Here is a 17,395-nt window from a genome sequence, read left to right on the forward strand (position 1 = left end):
CCGCTCCGACGATGGCGGTCAGCTCAGGATGAGGATCAGGAGCACCAGCACGCCGAGCCCCAGGGCCACGTGCAGCGCCCTGCCATGCAGGTGCAGGGGGGCGATGTTGTGGTTGGACTCCATGAACGGGTGCTCCACGTCCCGTGTGGCTTCTTCCCACCCGTGGATCCGGGAAGGCTCCGGCCCACCCCGTCGGCCCATCATCCGTCGTAGGCCGGTTTGAGCACGCCCTCGATGATGTCGATGCGCTCGTCGAAGGGCAGGAAGGCCGACTTCATCGCGTTGACCGCCACCCTCCGCAGGTCACGCAGGTCCCAGCCTGCCCGATCCACGAGCAGCTGTGCCTCCCGGCTCATCGTGGTGGCGCTCATCAGCCGGTTGTCGGTGTTGAGGGTGACGCGGAAGTGGAGGTCCTTGAGCAGGGTGATCGGGTGCGCCTCGATCGAGGGCACGGCCCCGGTCTGGACGTTGCTGCTCGGGCACATCTCCAGGGGGATGCGGGTGTCCTTGACGTAGGCCGCCAGCGGCCCGAGGTCGAAGGCGCGCGGGTCCTCGGCGGCGCGGGCGATCGCGGCCGGGAGATCATCGGTGACCGGGCGGCCGTCGAGGGTGATGTCGTCCACGATGCGCACGCCGTGGCCGAGCCGCTCGGCGCCGCACCACTGGATCGCCTCCCAGATGCTCGGCAGCCCGAAGGCCTCGCCGGCATGGATCGTGAAGTGCGCGTTGTGCTGACGCAGGTAGTCGAAGGCCCGCAGGTGGCGGGTGGGCGGAAAGCCGTCCTCGGCTCCGGCGATGTCGAAGCCGCAGACCTCGTCGTCCAGGTGGCGGACGGTCAGCTCGGCGATCTCCTCCGAGCGGGCGGCGTGGCGCATCGCGGTCAGCATGGCGCGGGTGCGGATGGTCCGGCCGGTGCCGGCGGCCTCCTCCTCGCCCTCGCGCAGGCCCTGGTTGACCGCCGTCACCACCTCGTCCAGGCCCAGCCCGCCTGCCAGGTGCTGCTCGGGGGCGTAGCGGATCTCGGCGTAGACCACCCCGTCGGCGGCCAGGTCGACGGCGCACTCGCGGGCGACCCGGCGCAGCCCTTCGACGGTCTGCATCACCGCGACGGTGTGGTCGAAGGTCTCCAGGTAGCGCACCAGCGACCCGGAGTCCGCCGCCTCGGCGAACCAGGTCGACAGTGAGTCGACGTCGGAGGCCGGCAGAGCCTCATAGCCCTGCTCCCGCGCCAGCTCCAGGACCGTGGCGGGCCGAAGGCCACCGTCGAGGTGGTCGTGCAGGAGGACCTTGGGCAGTGCGGCGACGTCCGGGACCGGGGTGCTCATGTCCCGATCCTACGAGCGCGCCGTCGTCCACGGGTGGCTCCGGCCTAGAATCGGGGTCATGTCCACCACCTATGCTCCCGGGAGCACCCTGACCGTCCAGGACGTCGCCGACCTCATCGACCACGCCCTGCTCAAGCCCGAGCTGACCCCGGCCGAGGTCGAGGCGTCCTGCCGCGAGCTGGCCGCCGCAGAGATCTGGTCGGTCTGTGTCCGCCCCTCCGACGTGGCGCTGGCGCTGGCCGCGGTCGAGGGCCACAAGACGCAGGTGTGCACGGTGATCGGCTTCCCGCACGGCACCACCTCGACCGCGGCCAAGGTCGCCGAGTCGAAGCAGGCCCTGGCCGACGGTGCCACCGAGCTGGACATGGTCCTCAACATAGGCCGCCTGCGCGGCGGCGACGTAGAGGCGGTCACCGCAGACATCGCGGCCGTCGTCGAGGTGGGTCACGCCGCGGGCGCGATCGTCAAGGTGATCTTCGAGACCGCGCTGCTGGACGAGGAGCAGAAGGTCGCCGCCTGCCGCGCCAGCCAGGCCGCCGGTGCCGACTTCGTCAAGACCTCGACCGGCTTCGCCGGCGGCGGCGCCACCCTGCCCGACGTCCGGCTGATGCGGGCCAGCACCGACCTGCCGATGCAGGTCAAGGCCTCCGGAGGCGTCCGCGACATCGAGACCCTGCTGGCCATGTGCGCCGAGGGCGTGACCCGGATCGGCACCTCCTCGACCGAGGCCCTGCTGGCCGGCGCACGTGAGCGCGAGGCCGCCGGCACGCTCGTCGTGCCCGAGCCGGGCGGCGAGATGGCCGGCGCCGACGGCCAGGGCTACTGACCGACCCAGGGCGGAACGTCAGGCGATGCGGTCGATGACGATCTGCGTCGGCCCGACCGGCTCGCCACCGATCTTCCAGCCATCCTCGAGGGCCGCGAGCGCACGCTCGAATCGCTCCGGGGTGTCGGTGTGCAGGGTCATCAGCTTCTGACCCTTCTTCACCTCGTCGCCAGGCTTGGCGTGCAGCTCGATGCCGGCGGCGGCCTGCACCGGGTCCTCCTTGCGCGCGCGGCCCGCGCCGAGGCGCCAGGCGGAGACGCCCACGGCCATCGCGTCCAGCTCGGTGAGCACGCCGTCGGCGTCGGCGACGACCTCCTGGGTCTCCTTCGCCGTCGGCATCGGGGCGTCCGGGTCGCCGTCCTGGGCCTGGATCATCTTGCGCCACACGTCGTAGGCACGGCCGTCCTGGAGCGCGTCGGCCGGGTCCACGTCGGTGACGCCGGCCCCCTGGAGCATCTCGCGGGCCAGGGCGACGGTGAGCTCGACCACGTCGGCCGGTCCCCCGCCCTGCAGCACCTCGACGCTCTCGCGCACCTCCAGCCCGTTGCCGGCGGTCAGGCCGAGCGGGGTGGACATGTCGGTCAGGAGCGCCACCGTATTGACGCCGGCGTCCTTGCCGAGGTCGACCATGGTGCGGGCCAGCTCGCGGGCGTCCTCCTCGGTCTTCATGAAGGCACCCGAGCCGACCTTCACGTCCAGCACGAGAGCTCCGGTGCCCTCGGCGATCTTCTTGCTCATGATCGAGGAGGCGATGAGCGGGATCGCCTCGACGATGCCGGTCACGTCCCGCAGGGCGTAGAGCCGCTTGTCCGCGGGAGCCAGGCCGGACCCGGCGGCACAGATGACCGCCCCGACCTCCTCGAGCTGGGTCAGCATCTCCTCGTTGGACAGTGCCGCGCGCCAGCCGGGGATGGCCTCCAGCTTGTCGAGCGTGCCTCCGGTGTGGCCCAGCCCGCGGCCGGACAGCTGCGGCACCGCCACGCCGCAGGCCGCCACGAGCGGCGCCAGCGGCAGGGTGATCTTGTCGCCCACACCGCCGGTGGAGTGCTTGTCGGCGGTCGGGCGGGACAGGGAGGAGAAGTCCATGCGCTCCCCCGACTCGATCATCGCGGTCGTCCAGTCGCGGATCTCGCGGCGGGACATCCCGTTGAGGAAGATGGCCATCCCCAGCGCCGACATCTGCTCGTCGGCGACGACCTCGCGCGTGTAGGCGTCGATGACCCAGGCGATCTCCTCGCTGGACAGCTCTCCCTTGTCGCGCTTGGTCCGGATGATGTCTACGGCGTCGAAGGCTTCACTCATGTCCCCCAGTCTGACCGATCCGGCGCACGGCCGTCAGGATGCGGTCCAGGACCGAGGGGTCGACGGCGTCTCCCTGCACCCGCGCCCGGGTCACGGCCTCACGCAGGGGCGCGATGCCGGCGCGCAGGGTCTTGGCCTCCGTGCCCGGGGATGCGTGGGCGGTGCGGTCCAGGTGGTCCAGCACCGGCCCCATCCCCGCCAGGACCTGCGCCACGCGGGTGCGGTCCCCCGCGGAGCGTGCCTGCTCCAGGTCCCGGCCGGACTGGGACAACTGGAGCAGCCCCAGGCTCAACGCCGGGTCGAGCGCGGCGGAGGGTTGCGCGGAGGACCTCGGCGCGGAGTCCGACGACGGGGTATGCGGCACCGCTCCCGTCCCTCCTCCGGCCCCTGGATAGCGGGGCACCTCGATGCGTGGCAGGTCCGAGCCCTGCGGAGGCGTCGAGCCGGGGAAGGAACCGGTCGGAGGAGATGTGGGAGGACCGGCGGGAGACGGCGGGGTGGGAAGTGCGTGGCCCGAGCCCGGCGCACCCGGCCGCGGGGCGCCCGACGGACCGGATGGTCCCCGGCCGACCTGGCGACGGGATCCGGCGAAGGACTGCCAGAGGATGAAGGCGACGACGAAGGGGACCAGACCACCCGGATTGTCCAGGACCTGGAAGAGGACGATGGCCCCGACCACCCAGACCCACACCGGGATGTCGCGGTTCACCGCAGGCCTCCGGCCGGATCCGTGCCCTCGTGTGACATCCTGTGCCGCGTGCGCATCGCTGACATCATGGCCCTCGTCGTCCCTCCTGTGACCGATCTGCTGCGCCGTTCGCGCCGCCCTGGTGGGACGGGGCAGACGCAGCCGATGTTCCCCACCATCATCGCGGTTCGCAACGAGCGTGTCGTCGCCACGGTCTCCACCCCCCGGATGGAAGCCACCCTGCACTGCGCGCAGCCGCTGGCGGTCGGGGTCGACCCCTACGCCCTGGTGCTAGCCGCCGAGGCCGTCGTCGAGGGCTCCCCGGCGCTGGCCTACACGATCATCACGCGGGAGCGGAAGGCCAAGCTCGCGCTGCAGGAGATCACCGGCGAGGGCGAGGAGGTCCGCTTCTCCACGCCGATCGACGGCGGTGAGCCTTCCGACCCGGCGATCCTGACCTGGCTCTCGGAGGCGATCAGCCAGGAGCCGATGGCGGTCGACAAGGTCTCCCGCAAGGACCGCAAGGGCACCTTCGGGCAGGACCCGTTCATGCCCGCCGAGCAGGGCCGCGTCGTCGTCGACGCGGGCACCCTGAAGATGCTCCAGGAGCGGATCGCCCCGATCGGTGGTCGCGCGCTCTACATCGCCCGCAGCCCGGAGGCCGGTCGCCTCGCGCTGGAGGCGGGTCTGCCCCGCGCGAGCCTGCTGGCCAGCGACCGTCTCGGCGACGGCCGGCCGAGCAGCACGCAGGACTGAGGTCATGCCCGCCGCGTCGAGCCGTCCCGACCGGGCCGGGGCCATCGACGCCTTCTGGGCGGATGCGCGGATCCGCGCCAAGCTCAACCGCACCGAGGCCTACACCGGGCAGGTAGTGAGCGACACCCTGCCCCCTCCGGCATGGTCCTTCGGGGACGACCCGGCCACCGCGGACCGGCTGCTCGACCTGGTGCTCACCGGGCGCAAGACCGCCACCGCGAGCGCCCTGCGCGACTACGAGGACGAGGCGCGACGGACGGATCCGGGCGACGACGACCAGGTTGGCGACGGCGACCACGGTGGTGACGTGGGGGTCCTGACCGTCCGCGACCTCGACCTCGCGCTGCCGCAGCCCGGGCTGCTGTCGATCCTTCTCGACGGGGCCGGCTGGCCCCGCGCGCTGATCCGCACCACGGACGTCCGGGTGGTCCGCTTCGCCGATGTAGGCGAGGAGCACGCACGCTTCGAGGGTGAGGGCTCCGGCGACCTCTCGCACTGGCGCCGGGCCCACCGCGAGTTCTTCGCCCGGTCCTCCGGCGCCCCGGTCGACGACGACACGATGGTCGTGCTCGAAAGGTTCGAGGTGCTGGTGCCGGCGCAGGCCCGCCGGGCGGCCAGACGCCGCCTCAGCGGGTGAGGTCCTCCGGGCCGAAGGCCTGGGGCAGCACCTGGTCCATCCGCAGGACACCCTCGGGGGTCTGGAGGAGGCAGTCGGCCCCGCCGTGCTCCCACAGCAGCTGACGGCAGCGCCCGCACGGCATGATCGTGGCGCCCTTCCCATCCACGCACCAGACCGCCACCAGGCGCCCGCCGCCACCGGCGACGAGCTCGGAGACCATCCCGCACTCGGCGCACAGGGTCACCCCGTAACCGGCGTTCTCGACGTTGCAGCCGCGCACGACCCGGCCGTCGTCCACCAGCCCCGCGACGCCCACCGGGTAGTGGGAGTAGGGGGCGTAGGCCCGCCCCGCCACCTCTACGGCGGCGGCGTGCAGGCCGTCCCAGTCGGACTGGTCCACGGTGGTGCTGCCAGGGTGCTGGCTCACGACATACCTCTCGATCAGCTCTTGGTGTAGGGGATGCCCTCCGCGGCCGGCGGGCGGACCCGTCCGACGAAGCCGGCGACCGCGAAGATCGTGATGATGTAGGGCAGGGCGATCAGCAGCTCGGGCGGCACGCCGCTGCCGGTGCTGGAGAGCATGTTGCCCAGGTTCTTGGAGAAGCCGAACAGCAGCGCGGCCGCGACCGCGCCCAGAGGGTTCCACTTGCCCAGGATCATCGCCGCCAGCGCGATGAAGCCGTTGCCGGCCGACATGTCGCGACCGAAGGCCAGACCGGTGCCGACGGTGAAGAAGGCACCGCCCAGACCGGCGATGGCACCACCGAGGATGGTGTTCCACACCCGGCGCGGGTTGACCTTGATGCCCACGGTGTCGGCGGCCTTGGGGTGCTCGCCGACGGCGCGGGTGCGCAGGCCCCAGCGGCTGCGGAAGAGCATGAAGTTGAGGATGATGACGATGGCGTACATGAGGTAGACCAGGATCGTCTGGTTGAACAGCACCGGGCCGATGACCGGGATGTCGGCCAGGCCCGGGATCCGGATGCGGGGCAGCGGCATGCGGGTGTTCCAGACCGCCTTGTTCTGGGCCAGGACGGTCGAGAACAGGAAGCCGGTCAGACCCATGATGAGGGTGTTGAGGACGACGCCGACGATGATCTGGTTGACGCGGTACATCACCGCGAACCAGGCCAGCAGCGCGCCGACGAGGGCGCCCGCGATCGGGGCCGCGATCAGGCCGGCGTAGCCGGTGCCGGTCGCCGAGGCGACCACGGCCGCGGCGAAGGCGCCGAACAGCAGCTGGCCCTCGATGGCGATGTTGATGATGCCGGAGCGCTCGCAGATGACTCCGGACAACGCACCGAAGACCAGCGGCACGGACAGCATCACCGCGCCCTGCAGCAGCGCGACCATCGGGATGACCGAGGACTTGCCGGCGCCGGAGAAGGCCAGGAAGGCCAGCACGAAGGCCACGCCGACGATGAGGTGCAGCCAGGCCGGGGCGGGAACCCTGTTGCGGCGCAGCAGGAAGGCCCACACGGCCGCGGCGGCCATGATCAGGGCCAGGATGAGGATCGTGGCCATCGCGGGGACGGTGATGTTGGGGATGGTGACGAAGTCGGCCGAGGTCCCCAGCTGGAAGGTCGTCCTGTCACCGGCGTCGACGCCCAGCAGGAGCAGCAGGGCGAGGAAGGCGGCCAGGGCGTAGACGACCGTGGTCTTCAAACCGACCTTGGGCCGGGTGTGGGCGTGCTCGGCGTCCATCGAGGGCGTCGCCGGCTGCTGCGCGGTGGTGGCGGTGCTCATGCGGTCACCTCGGTGCTGGGACGGGCGGAGGGGCGGCGGGGTCTGCGTGCTGCCCCTGGCGCGGGGAGCCGGAAGACGGAGCGCACCAGGGGCGGTGCGGCGATGAGCAGGACGATCACGGACTGGACGACCAGGACGATGTCGATCGGCGTGGAGGTGCGCGACTGCATGAGGAAGCCACCGGCCTTGAGCGCCCCGAAGAGCAGCCCGGCGAAGAAGGTGCCCCACGGCTTGGATCGGCCCAGCAGCGCCACGGTGATGGCGTCGAAGCCGAAGGTGGCGGCCACGCCTGCGGTCAGTGCCCGCTCGGTGCCCAGCACCTGACCGCCTGCGGCGAGCCCCGCGAGGGCACCGGCGATGACCATCGTGATGATCGTGATGCGTCCGACCGACATGCCGGCCGTGCGACCGGCGGCGGGGTTGGCGCCGACGGCGCGGATCTGGAAGCCGATCGTGGAGCGCTCCATCAGCCACCACACGAAGATGGTGGCCAGGATCGCGACCACGAAGCCCCAGTGCAGCCGGAAGTCGTTGGGCATCAACCACTGCGGCACCAGCTTGGGGTAGACCGCGTCCGCACCGACGTTGGGGCTCTTCTGCCCGGTGCGGCCCAGGTTGAACGAAGGCGTCTTGAGCATGTAGTTGACCAGCTGGACCGCGATGTAGTTCAGCATGATCGTCACGATGACCTCGTTGGCGCCGAAGCGGGCCTTGAGGACGCCGGGGATGCCGGCGTAGACGGCACCTCCGATGACGCCGCCCAGGACGGCGGCCAGCAGGTGGATGACCGGCGGCAGGTCGAAGGCGAAGCCCATCCAGGCCGCGGCGATCGCGCCGACGATGATCTGGCCCTGGGCACCGATGTTGAACAGACCCGCACGGAAGCCGACGGCGATGCCCAGGCCCGCCAGGATCAGCGGGATCGAGAAGACCATCGACTCGGTCAGCGGCTTGATCATCCCGGCGAAGGTGGAGGCCTGCCAGTCGAAGACCGACCCGCGGAACATCGCGACGTAGGCCTCGCTGATGGCCGTCCAGGCTGCGGACAGCATGTCCATCGGGGCGGCGAAGAAGTAGCCCGAGGCGGCACGGGTGTCCTCGTCGGCGAAGGCGATCAGCAGGCCACCGATGGCCAGGGCCAGCACGACGGCCAGCACCGACATCAGCGCGCTGCCGGAGAGGATCTGGTGCAGGACGGAGGGGCGCTCGCCGTCGCGGTGGGTCGGCCCGTCCGGGGTCGGTTCGACGCCGGTCTGCGCCGGGGGCGCGGCCGCGACGGCCTGCTCGGCTCCGGCGTCGGAGCCCTGCGACTGGCTGGCGCCGGGGTGCTGGGGGGAGGTCACGGCTGCTCCTCCGTGGTCGAGGGGACGGTGGTATGAGGTGTCTGCTCGGCGTCGGGGATGCCGTCGCCGTCGAGGTCTGCCTGGCCGAGGACCGAGTGGTGCTCGGCGGCCTGCGTGCGGGCCTCGTCCATCGGGACACCGGCCATCATCAGGCCCAGCATGTCGCGGGAGACCCCGCCGGATGCCGCCTCCTCGGCGACGTCGACGATGCCGACGATGCGTCCGCGGTACATGACCGCGATGCGGTCGGCAAGGTTGAGGACCTCGTCCAGCTCGGTGGAGACGATGATCACCGGCGTGCCCTGGTCGCGCTCGGCGACGATCCGCTTGTGGACGAACTCGATGGAGCCCACGTCCAGGCCACGGGTCGGCTGGGAGGCCACCAGCAGGCGCAGCGGGCGCGACATCTCTCGTGCCAGGACGACCTTCTGGGCGTTACCGCCGGACAGGGTCGAGATCGGGTCCTGCACCGAGGTGTAGCGGACGTCGAACTCCTCGGTCCGCTGCTCGGCGTTGGCCGCCACCTTGGCCGGGCTCATCGAGATCCCCTTGGCGAACGGCGGGGTGTCGTAGAGGTCGAGGACGAGGTTCTCGGCGATGGTGAAGCTGGACACCACCCCGTCGGTGGAGCGGTCCTCGGGGACGAAGCCGATCCCCGCGTGCAGGCGCTGCTTGACGCCCTTGCCCTTGAGGTCCTGGCCGTCGAGGACCACCGATCCGGCGTCGGCCTCCTCCAGGCCGAGGATGACCTCGGCCAGCTCGGTCTGGCCGTTGCCCTGGACACCGGCGATGCACAGGATCTCCCCGGCGTGGACGTCGAAGGAGATGTCGTCGACGAGCACGGTGCCGTTGGGTGCCACCACCGACAGGTCGCGCACCTGGAAGGCGGCGTCGCCCGGCTGGCTGGGCTCCTTGGCCACGGACAGGTTGACGGACCGGCCGACCATCAGCGAGGCGAGCTCGGTCTCGGTCGAGGTGGGGCTGGCCTGCCCGACCACCTTGCCGCGGCGGATGACGGTGATCCGGTCGGCGATGGCTCGGACCTCGCGCAGCTTGTGGGTGATGAAGACGATGGAGGTGCCGGCCTCCTTCAGCTCGCCCATGATGCCGATGAGCTCATCGGTCTCCTGAGGGGTCAGCACGGCGGTGGGCTCGTCGAGGATGAGCACCTTGGCGTCCCGGGAGAGCGCCTTGATGATCTCGACGCGCTGCTGGACGCCCACGGGGAGATCCTCGATCACGGCGTCCGGATCGACGTGGAAGCCGAAGCGGTCGGAGATCTCCTTGACCCGGCTGCGGGCCTCGTCCAGCTTGAGCGTGCCGGCCGGTCCCGTCGGCTCGTAGCCCAGCGCGACGGACTCGGCCACGGTGAAGACCGGGACGAGCATGAAGTGCTGGTGCACCATCCCGATCCCGGCTGCGACGGCGTCGCCGGGTCCCTTGAAGGTGACTTCCTTGTCGTCCAGGAGGATCTGGCCCCCGTCGGGGTCGTAGAGGCCGTAGAGGACGTTCATCAGGGTGCTCTTGCCGGCGCCGTTCTCGCCCAGGAGGGCGTGGATCTCGCCGGGCTCGACCACCAGGTCGATGTGGTCGTTGGCGACGAGGGGACCGAACACCTTGGTGATGCCGCGCAGTTCCAGCTTCATTGCATGGTGCCTTCGTTGTCGACGGGGGACACGGGGACAGGGGCTGTGCAGGGGGCGGGAGCACCGGGGGCGCCCTCGCCGGGGTGGGGACAGCCTAGCGGCCCGACCCAGGAGGGCCGGGCCGCTAGGAGGTGGGTCGCCCCAGGTCATCGACCGAGGCGGCTCCCGGACGTCACGGGGCGTTCGGGGTCTCGATCTTCAGCGAGCCGTCGATGATCGCGGCCTTGTACTCGTCGAGCTTGGTCTGCAGCTCGGCGGGCACCTCGGCACCACGGATCTCGGCCAGGCCGACGCCCCCGTTCTCCAGCGTGCCGACGTAGGGCTCGTTGGAGAAACCACCCTCGACGGTGGCGCCGATGGTGTCGTGGACGGCCGGACCGATCTGCTTCATCACCGAGGTGAGCATGAGGTCCTTGTACTCCTCGGCGGTCAGGAAGCCGTCGGAGTCGACCCAGATCAGCTTGACGTTGTCCTTCTCGGACGCGGCGGCGGCAGCACCCAGGCCGACCGGGCCGGCGACCGGCATCACGATGTCGGCACCCTGGGCGATGAACTGCTCGGTCAGGGTCTGGCCCTGGCTCTGGTTGTCGAAGTCGCCGGAGAAGGCACCCTCCTGCGCCTCCTTGTCCCAGCCGAGGAGCTGGACGTCGGCCGAGTTGTCCTCGTTGTACTTGTCGACGCCGTCGGAGAAGCCGTCCATGAAGATCTGGACGGAGGGGATCGGCATGCCGCCGAAGGTGGCGACGGTGCCGGACTCGCTCATCCCGGCGGCCAGGTAGCCGGCCAGGAAGGAGGCCTCGGCGGTGTTGAAGAGGATCGGCTTGGCGTTGTCCAGCTCGACCGGGGCGAAGTTCTCGTCGGTGAAGCCGGAGTCGATCAGCGCGAAGTTGGACTCGGGGTTGGCCTCCGCGGCGGCCTGGATGGCGTCCTCGAGGAGGAAGCCGACGCCGATGGTGATCGAGCAGCCGTCGGAGACGAGGTTGTTGACGTTGTTGGCGTAGTCGGTGTCGGCCTGGGACTCGATCTCGGTGGTCTCGATGCCGAAGTCGGCCTTGGCGGAGTCCAGACCCTCCTTGCCCGACTGGTTGAACGACTGGTCGTCGAAGCCACCGGCGTCGGAGACCATGCAGGCGGAGAAGTCGGCGTTGTCGCCTCCGGCTGCGGGCGCCTCGCTCGCACCGGGGGCGTCCCCGGACGAGTCGGCGTTGTCGGTGGGCGCCTGACCACAGGCGGCCAGCGAGATGGTGGCGGCGGCACCGATGGCCGCAAACTTCAGAACCCGACGCACAGGTACTCCTTTGTCAGCGTTGTGGGGACGGGTCAATGCTACCGCCCGGTTCGCGCGCCCCATACCAGATCGAGGTGTCCTGCCGGAAAAGTGATGCAGTCGTGACTTTTCTCACCGTTGTCAGAACTTTTCAGCCCGACACTCGGAGGCGGGTGTGGCTCAGACCAGTCCCTGCGGGCCGGCCGAGGTGAACACCGCTCCGGCCAGCACCTTTGCGGCCACCAGGACGGCGGAGTCGTCGACGACCAGGTCGCCCTGGTGCAGCTCGTGGGTGGCCCCGCCGGGCGTCCGGGTGCCCAGGCGACCCATGGCACCAGGCACCTCGGTGAGATACCAGCCCAGGTCCTCGCCACCCATCGACTGCTTGGTGGGCACGACCGAGGATGCTCCCAGCATGGTCATCGCCGACTTGGACATGGCGACGACGGCCGCGTTGTCGTTGTCCACCGGTGGGACGCCCTTGATGTAGCGCACCTTCGCCGTGACGCCGTAGGGGGTCACCACCGCCTGGACGACCTCCTCGATGAGGGGGCCCGTGGTGTCCCAGGTCTCCGAGTCGAGCATCCGCAGGGTGCCGATGCACTCGGCGTGCGTGGGGATGATGTTGGGCGCCGAGCCGGAGCGGACCACTCCCCACACCAGGGCCGTCCCTGAGCGCGGGTCGAGACGCCGCGACAGCACGGCCGGGACCTCGGTGACCACCTTGCCCAAGGCGTAGGTCACGTCCTGCGTCAGGTGCGGTCGGGAGGTGTGGCCGCCCCGCCCGGTGAGGGTCACGTGGACGGAGTCGCTCGCGGCCGTGATCGGGCCGACGCGCAGCCCGATCAGCCCCACGTCGATGGAGGGGTCGCAGTGCAGCGCGAGCAGCCGGTCGACGCCCTCGAGCCCGCCGTGCTCCATCACGGCGTGGGCGCCACCGGGGATCGTCTCCTCGGCCGGCTGGAAGATCAGGCGCACCCCGATCCCCCGGGAGACCAGCTCCTCCTCCAGCGCCTTGAGCGCCAGGCCGGCCCCGAGCACGCCGACGGTGTGCACGTCGTGCCCGCACGCGTGGCAGGCACCCTGGACGCGCGAGGCGAAGGGCAGGCCGGTGATCTCGTCCAGGGGCAGCGCGTCGATGTCGGCACGCAGCGCGACCCGCACGGCCGGCTCGGTGGCCCCGAGATCGACCAGCGCCCCGGAGCCCGGAAGCGCCCGCACCTGCAGGCCGGCCTCCCCCAGCACCTCGGTGATCAGCGCGGTCGTGCGCATCTCGTGCCAGGACAGCTCGGGATTGCGATGGACGTCGTGCCGCAGCGAGACGAGCCGGTCCGCGAGGCGGTCGACCTCCTCGGCCACCCGCTGCACGGGGCCGGTGCCGTTCCCCGCGACCGACCGCGGCGGGGTGCCCGAACCGTGCGGCAGGAGCGGGGCTCCGGTCGTGGTCTGCAGCTGGCCGGTGGGGTCGGGGGTCACGTCACTTCACAGGGTCGTCGGGCGGGGTCTTTTCAGGGTACAACTCCGCCGCCACGTCACCGCTCCACCACACGTCGGCAGCTCACCACCGGCATCCTGGAGCGCGGCGGGGGGTCGTCACCGCCGGGCGGTCGCGGCAACGGAATCGGCGATCAGCGTGGGCCCGGCGTAGACGAGCCCGGTGTAGAGCTGCACCAGGTCGGCACCGGCCTCGACCAGCGCGGCGGCGTCGGACCCGGTCATGATGCCGCCGACACCGATCACCGGCAGCTCGGTGCGGGCCCGGACCTGCCGCACCACCTCGCGCGAGCGCAGCGTCAACGGCCGTCCGGACAGACCGCCCGACTCCTCCCCCAGGCCCCGCTCCTGCGGCACCACGGCCGAGCGGTCGAGCGTGGTGTTGGTCGCGATGACACCGGCGACGCCGGCGCCCAGCGCGACGTCCAGGGCCTCATCGAGTGCCTCGGCGGTCAGGTCGGGGGCGAGCTTGACCAGCACCGGGACCGCCCCGGCGGCTGCCACCACCTCGCGCAGCAGCCTCCCGAGCGGCTCGGCGTCCTGCAGCGAGCGCAGGCCGGGGGTGTTGGGGCTGGAGACGTTGACCGCCAGATAGTCGGCCAGCCCCTCGAGCGCGCGCACGCAGGTCAGGTAGTCGGAAGCGGCGTCCTCGACGGCGGTGTCCTTGTTCTTGCCGATGCTCACCCCCACCGGGATGGTCACCAGGCCCTGCTCCCGGGCCGTCCGCAGGCGGTCGGCCAGCGCCCCCACGCCCCGGTTGTTGAAGCCCATCCGGTTGATGACGGCCCCGGAGGCGGGCAGGCGGAACAGGCGGGGTCGCGCGTTGCCGGGTTGGGGACGCGGCGTGACCGTGCCCAGCTCCACGTGCCCGAAGCCCAGCGCACCCCAGGTGGCCACCCCGCGGCCGTCCTTGTCCATGCCCGCGGCCAGCCCCACCCGGTGCGGGAAGGAAAGCCCGAGCAGCTCGAGGGGAGCCTGCTCGCCCGCGGGACCTGCGGCATACCCGCCGAGGCTGGTGAGCGCGCGCAGCACGGGCGCGCGGCCGAGGGTGTCGGCCGCCAGGACGGCGCCGTGGTGGGCGGTCTCGGCGTCGACGCGCCACAGGAGCGGACGTGCCAGACCCCGGTATGCGGCGGAGCTGGCTCCGCGGGACAGTCGCCGGAGGGGGGTGTCGGGTGAGGCCATGGTCCAACCCTATGAGCCCGAGCGTGCCTAGACTGGCCGCCATGCCAGCGTCCGACCCACCTGACGTCGATCTCGAGCCCGAGGGCCTCGAGCTCGGGGACTTCACCGCGGTCATCCCCGCCGGCGGCATGGGGACGCGCCTGTGGCCGCTGTCGCGGGCCTCCTCCCCCAAGTTCCTCCACGACCTCACGGGTCAGGGCCGCTCGCTCCTGCAGGCGACGGTCGACCGGCTCACCCCGCTCGCCGCGGACCGGGTCATGGTGGTGACCGGCGCCCGGCACGCCGACGCCGTGCGTGAGCAGCTGCCGGAGCTGAGTCCTTCGAACCTGCTCGTGGAGCCGGCGCCCCGGGACTCGATGCCGGCCATCGGGCTGGCCGCGGCCGTCCTGGAGCGGCGCGACCCGGACGCCGTCCTGGGCTCGTTCGCCGCCGACCACGTCATCGGGGACCTGGACGTCTTCGCCGACCGCGTGCGACAGGCGGTGCTCGCCGCCCGGCAGGGCTCGCTGGTCACCCTGGGGATCCGGCCGACCTACCCGGCGACCGGCTTCGGCTACATCAGGACGGGCGAGCCGCGGCACGTGCCCGGCGCCCGCGACGTGCTCCACGTCGAGGCCTTCGTCGAGAAGCCGGGCGCCGAGGAGGCCGCCGCCTACGTCGAGTCCGGTGACTATCTGTGGAACGCCGGGATGTTCGTCGTGAGGGCGAAGGTCCTCCTCGACCTGCTCGGGCGCAACCATCCCGACATGGTCCGGACGCTGCGCGAGATCGCGGCCTCGCCCCGCCGCATCGACCAGCTCTGGGGGTCGCTGACCAAGATCGCCATCGACCATGCGGTGGCCGAGCCGGCCGCCGCCGCCGGTGCGGTCGCGGTCGTGCCCGCACCTTTCTCCTGGGACGACGTGGGCGACTTCGCCAGCCTCGCCACGCTGCTGGCAGAGTCGCAGGACCACCCCGGTGTGCGCGTCCTGGGTGACGCCTCGCTCGTGGTGGCCGAGGACTCGACCGGCGTCGTCGCGGCCCACGGCGGTCGGACGGTCGTGACCCTCGGGGTCGACGACGTCGTGGTCGTGGACACTCCCGACGCCCTCCTGGTCACCAGCCGGGAGCGCTGCCAGGACGTGAAGGGTGTCGTCGCCGCGCTGCAGCGGCTCGGCCGGGAGGACCTGACCTGAGCACCATCGAGCCGGGGCGGGCAGGAGCGACTCCCCCCACGAGACGGCTGCGCGACGGGATCGGCCACCCGCTGGTCACCCGCCGCTCACCCGACACACCCCTGCCCGACTCCGTGGGATCACCTCCCGTCGAGAGGCTCGAGCACGTGCGCGTCGCCATCGTCACCGAGTCCTTCCTCCCGGCGCTGAACGGCGTCACGACGAGCGTCTGCAAGGTGCTGGAGTGCCTGCGGGCGAAGGGCCACGAGGCCCTGGTGGTGGCGCCGGGCACCAGCCCGTGGAGCCCGACCATGACGCCGGAGCACTACGCGGGCTTCCCGGTGCACAGCGTGACCAGCGTGCCCGTCCGCCAGTTCCGGGTGGGGCTGCCCTCCTACGAGATCGAGACGGTGCTGCACCGCTTCCGGCCGGACGTCATGCACGTGGCCTCCCCGTTCGTGCTCGGGGTGCGCGGGCTGACCGCGGCCCGGGCCCTGGGGATCCCCTCGGTGGCGATCTACCAGACCGACATGCCCTCCTACATCCGGCAGCACCTCGGCCTCGCGGGCGACCTGACCGCCCGGGCCGCGTGGCGCTGGATCCGTCGCATCCACCAGCAGGCCGACCTGACCCTGGCCCCCTCGAGCGCGGCGCTGGCCGACCTAGCCGAGCACAACGTGCCCCGCATCGCCCTCTGGGGCCGAGGTGTCGACTCCGACCTCTTCACGCCGGAGCGCCGCGAGGACCCCCGGACGCAGGAGCTGCGGGCCCGGCTGGCACCCCGCGGCGAGACCGTGCTGGGCTATGTCGGTCGCCTGGCGCCGGAGAAGGAGCTGCACCGCCTCGTGGAGCTGGCGCGCACCCCCGACGCCAGGCTGGTCATCGTGGGCGAGGGCCCGAGCCGTGAGGCGCTGGAGGCGCAGCTCCCGGGTGCGGTCTTCCTCGGACGTCGGGAGGGCATCGAGCTGGCTCGTGCCTACGCCGCCTTCGACGTCTTCGTCCACACCGGCACCCGGGAGACCTTCGGGCAGACCCTGCAAGAGGCCGCGGCGACCGGCCTTCCGGTCGTCGCGCCGGCCCGCGGGGGCCCCCTGGACCTGATCACACCTGGCCTCGACGGCTCGCTCTTCGACCCCGACCGTCAGGGAGCCCTGGCCGAGGCGGTGGCGCCGCTCGTCGGAGCGGCGGCGCAGGACCTGCGGCGACAGCTCGGCGAGGCGGGGCGGGAGCGCGTCCTGGCGCGGTCCTGGCCGGCCCTGGTGGACCAGCTCCTCGACCACTACGCCCTCGCGATGGGCAGGGCCTCCACCACCGCGGCCTGACCACGTCCCTGATGCACCCCGCTCGACCGATGTGCCACGCGCGTGCTTGCGGCACCGGAACAGGCTGGGCCTGACGAAGTCAGTGGGCCCGGTGCCCGGTCAGGGCGAAGTCGTCGACGACGTCCCACATCCCGTCTCCGTGGTGGAGGTAGAGCCGGAGGAAGTCGGCGGTGTAGGACGCGGTGAAGCCGGCCAGGTCCTCGAAGGCCCGGTCCAGCACATGGGCCTCCAGGTCGTGGGCCAGGGTGACGTGGGGGTGGTAGGGGAAGGAGAGCTCCCGCTCCACGGGACCGGTGCGGACCGCCCTCTCCAGCCGCTCGCAGCTGGAGACCCCGCGGGCGACCTGGAGGTAGACCACGTCCGAGATCGGGCGGAAGGTCCCGGTGCCCCGGAGGACGATGTCGAAGGGCGGGAGGCTGGCAGCCACCTGCTCGAGGTGGGCACGCAGCGGGTCGAGCTGGTCCGGGCCCAAGGGGGTGGGCGGAAGCAGGGTGATGTGGGTCGGGATCTGCTGTGCGCGCTCCTCGCCGTAGCCCACGCGCAGCTCCTGGATCTGCTCCCCCCAGGGTGACGGCACCGGCAGAGCGACACCCACGACCTCGCTCGCGGTCCCGCTCTGACCGATGCTCACGGGCCTCACCCTACCCCTGCCGGCCCGGAGGCCCCCGGCGCGGCAGGGGCCCCCGACCATCGTCGAGGACCCCTGTCACGCACGGGCGCTG

The 17,395-nt window shown here is 71.6% G+C and carries 16 protein-coding genes; 5 read left to right on the forward strand and 11 right to left on the reverse strand.

Annotated elements, in window-relative coordinates:
- Positions 1 to 200 precede the first annotated feature (200 nt).
- Positions 201 to 1,325 (reverse strand): adenosine deaminase, encoded by a 1,125-nt coding sequence (locus tag ACTMMA_RS09230; protein ID WP_441189835.1) that lies wholly within the window; start codon positions 1,323 to 1,325, stop codon positions 201 to 203.
- 58 nt (positions 1,326 to 1,383) lie between these two features.
- Here ACTMMA_RS09230 and deoC point away from each other — a divergent pair, with 58 nt between their 5' ends.
- Positions 1,384 to 2,151 (forward strand): deoxyribose-phosphate aldolase, encoded by a 768-nt coding sequence (gene deoC / locus ACTMMA_RS09235; RefSeq protein WP_441189836.1) that lies wholly within the window; start codon positions 1,384 to 1,386, stop codon positions 2,149 to 2,151.
- 18 nt (positions 2,152 to 2,169) lie between these two features.
- Here the strand turns inward: deoC and ACTMMA_RS09240 are convergent, their stop codons facing one another.
- Positions 2,170 to 3,453 (reverse strand): thymidine phosphorylase, encoded by a 1,284-nt coding sequence (locus ACTMMA_RS09240; RefSeq protein WP_441189837.1) that lies wholly within the window; start codon positions 3,451 to 3,453, stop codon positions 2,170 to 2,172.
- Positions 3,446 to 4,162 (reverse strand): hypothetical protein, encoded by a 717-nt coding sequence (locus tag ACTMMA_RS09245; protein WP_441189838.1) that lies wholly within the window; start codon positions 4,160 to 4,162, stop codon positions 3,446 to 3,448. Before ACTMMA_RS09245 ends, ACTMMA_RS09240 begins: the two co-directional genes overlap by 8 nt.
- Positions 4,163 to 4,210: 48 nt before the next feature.
- On the opposite strand from ACTMMA_RS09245, the gene ACTMMA_RS09250 reads away from it, so the two are divergent.
- Positions 4,211 to 4,897, forward strand: coding sequence for a hypothetical protein (locus tag ACTMMA_RS09250; protein WP_441189839.1), 687 nt, complete (start codon positions 4,211 to 4,213; stop codon positions 4,895 to 4,897).
- 4 nt (positions 4,898 to 4,901) lie between these two features.
- Positions 4,902 to 5,534: an ASCH domain-containing protein gene (locus ACTMMA_RS09255; RefSeq protein ID WP_441189840.1), complete on the forward strand. Its 633-nt coding sequence runs from the start codon at positions 4,902 to 4,904 to the stop codon at positions 5,532 to 5,534.
- Here the strand turns inward: ACTMMA_RS09255 and ACTMMA_RS09260 are convergent.
- The 7 genes from ACTMMA_RS09260 to ACTMMA_RS09290 form a co-directional block, all read right to left on the reverse strand.
- Entirely contained in the window at positions 5,524 to 5,943 is a 420-nt protein-coding gene (locus ACTMMA_RS09260; protein WP_441189841.1) for a cytidine deaminase, read from the reverse strand. The genes ACTMMA_RS09255 and ACTMMA_RS09260 overlap by 11 nt on opposite strands.
- A 14-nt stretch (positions 5,944 to 5,957) precedes the next feature.
- On the reverse strand, positions 5,958 to 7,262 hold the full coding sequence (locus ACTMMA_RS09265) for an ABC transporter permease (protein ID WP_441189842.1): 1,305 nt from the start codon (positions 7,260 to 7,262) through the stop codon (positions 5,958 to 5,960).
- Positions 7,259 to 8,605, reverse strand: coding sequence for an ABC transporter permease (locus tag ACTMMA_RS09270; RefSeq protein WP_441189843.1), 1,347 nt, complete (start codon positions 8,603 to 8,605; stop codon positions 7,259 to 7,261). Before ACTMMA_RS09270 ends, ACTMMA_RS09265 begins: the two co-directional genes overlap by 4 nt.
- Complete coding sequence (locus tag ACTMMA_RS09275; RefSeq protein ID WP_441189844.1) at positions 8,602 to 10,251, reverse strand: ABC transporter ATP-binding protein; 1,650 nt, start codon at positions 10,249 to 10,251, stop codon at positions 8,602 to 8,604. The genes ACTMMA_RS09270 and ACTMMA_RS09275 overlap by 4 nt, the downstream gene beginning before the upstream one ends.
- 172 nt (positions 10,252 to 10,423) lie before the next feature.
- Positions 10,424 to 11,539: a BMP family lipoprotein gene (locus ACTMMA_RS09280; protein ID WP_441189845.1), complete on the reverse strand. Its 1,116-nt coding sequence runs from the start codon at positions 11,537 to 11,539 to the stop codon at positions 10,424 to 10,426.
- A gap of 159 nt (positions 11,540 to 11,698) precedes the next feature.
- The gene (locus ACTMMA_RS09285) at positions 11,699 to 12,886 is read right to left on the reverse strand and encodes an amidohydrolase (protein WP_441189946.1); all 1,188 of its coding nucleotides are present in this window, start codon (positions 12,884 to 12,886) and stop codon (positions 11,699 to 11,701) included.
- Positions 12,887 to 13,111: 225 nt separating this feature from the next.
- Positions 13,112 to 14,197, reverse strand: a complete 1,086-nt coding sequence (locus ACTMMA_RS09290; protein ID WP_441189846.1) for a quinone-dependent dihydroorotate dehydrogenase — start codon at positions 14,195 to 14,197, stop codon at positions 13,112 to 13,114.
- Between the two features lie 41 nt (positions 14,198 to 14,238).
- On the opposite strand from ACTMMA_RS09290, the gene ACTMMA_RS09295 reads away from it, so the two are divergent.
- Together ACTMMA_RS09295 and ACTMMA_RS09300 are read left to right on the forward strand one after the other, a co-directional pair.
- On the forward strand, positions 14,239 to 15,372 hold the full coding sequence (locus ACTMMA_RS09295; RefSeq protein ID WP_441189847.1) for a mannose-1-phosphate guanylyltransferase: 1,134 nt from the start codon (positions 14,239 to 14,241) through the stop codon (positions 15,370 to 15,372).
- Between the two features lie 146 nt (positions 15,373 to 15,518).
- The gene (locus tag ACTMMA_RS09300; RefSeq protein ID WP_441189848.1) at positions 15,519 to 16,673 is read left to right on the forward strand and encodes a glycosyltransferase family 4 protein; all 1,155 of its coding nucleotides are present in this window, start codon (positions 15,519 to 15,521) and stop codon (positions 16,671 to 16,673) included.
- 79 nt (positions 16,674 to 16,752) lie between these two features.
- On the opposite strand, the gene ACTMMA_RS09305 is transcribed toward ACTMMA_RS09300, so the two are convergent.
- Positions 16,753 to 17,304 (reverse strand): 2'-5' RNA ligase family protein, encoded by a 552-nt coding sequence (locus ACTMMA_RS09305; RefSeq protein ID WP_441189849.1) that lies wholly within the window; start codon positions 17,302 to 17,304, stop codon positions 16,753 to 16,755.
- Positions 17,305 to 17,395 lie beyond the last annotated feature (91 nt).

The sequence above is a fragment of the Ornithinimicrobium panacihumi genome (assembly GCF_052073805.1).
In the GTDB taxonomy this organism is placed as follows: Bacteria; Actinomycetota; Actinomycetes; order Actinomycetales; family Dermatophilaceae; genus Ornithinicoccus; species Ornithinicoccus panacihumi.

Coding starts and splice junctions, on each gene's coding strand:
- ACTMMA_RS09230 (WP_441189835.1), bottom strand. CDS start 1,325: ATGAGCACCCCGGTCCCGGACGTCGCCGCACTGCCCAAGGTCCTCCTG.
- deoC (WP_441189836.1), top strand. CDS start 1,384: ATGTCCACCACCTATGCTCCCGGGAGCACCCTGACCGTCCAGGACGTC.
- ACTMMA_RS09240 (WP_441189837.1), bottom strand. CDS start 3,453: ATGAGTGAAGCCTTCGACGCCGTAGACATCATCCGGACCAAGCGCGAC.
- ACTMMA_RS09255 (WP_441189840.1), top strand. CDS start 4,902: ATGCCCGCCGCGTCGAGCCGTCCCGACCGGGCCGGGGCCATCGACGCC.
- ACTMMA_RS09265 (WP_441189842.1), bottom strand. CDS start 7,262: ATGAGCACCGCCACCACCGCGCAGCAGCCGGCGACGCCCTCGATGGAC.
- ACTMMA_RS09275 (WP_441189844.1), bottom strand. CDS start 10,251: ATGAAGCTGGAACTGCGCGGCATCACCAAGGTGTTCGGTCCCCTCGTC.
- ACTMMA_RS09290 (WP_441189846.1), bottom strand. CDS start 14,197: ATGGCCTCACCCGACACCCCCCTCCGGCGACTGTCCCGCGGAGCCAGC.
- ACTMMA_RS09295 (WP_441189847.1), top strand. CDS start 14,239: ATGCCAGCGTCCGACCCACCTGACGTCGATCTCGAGCCCGAGGGCCTC.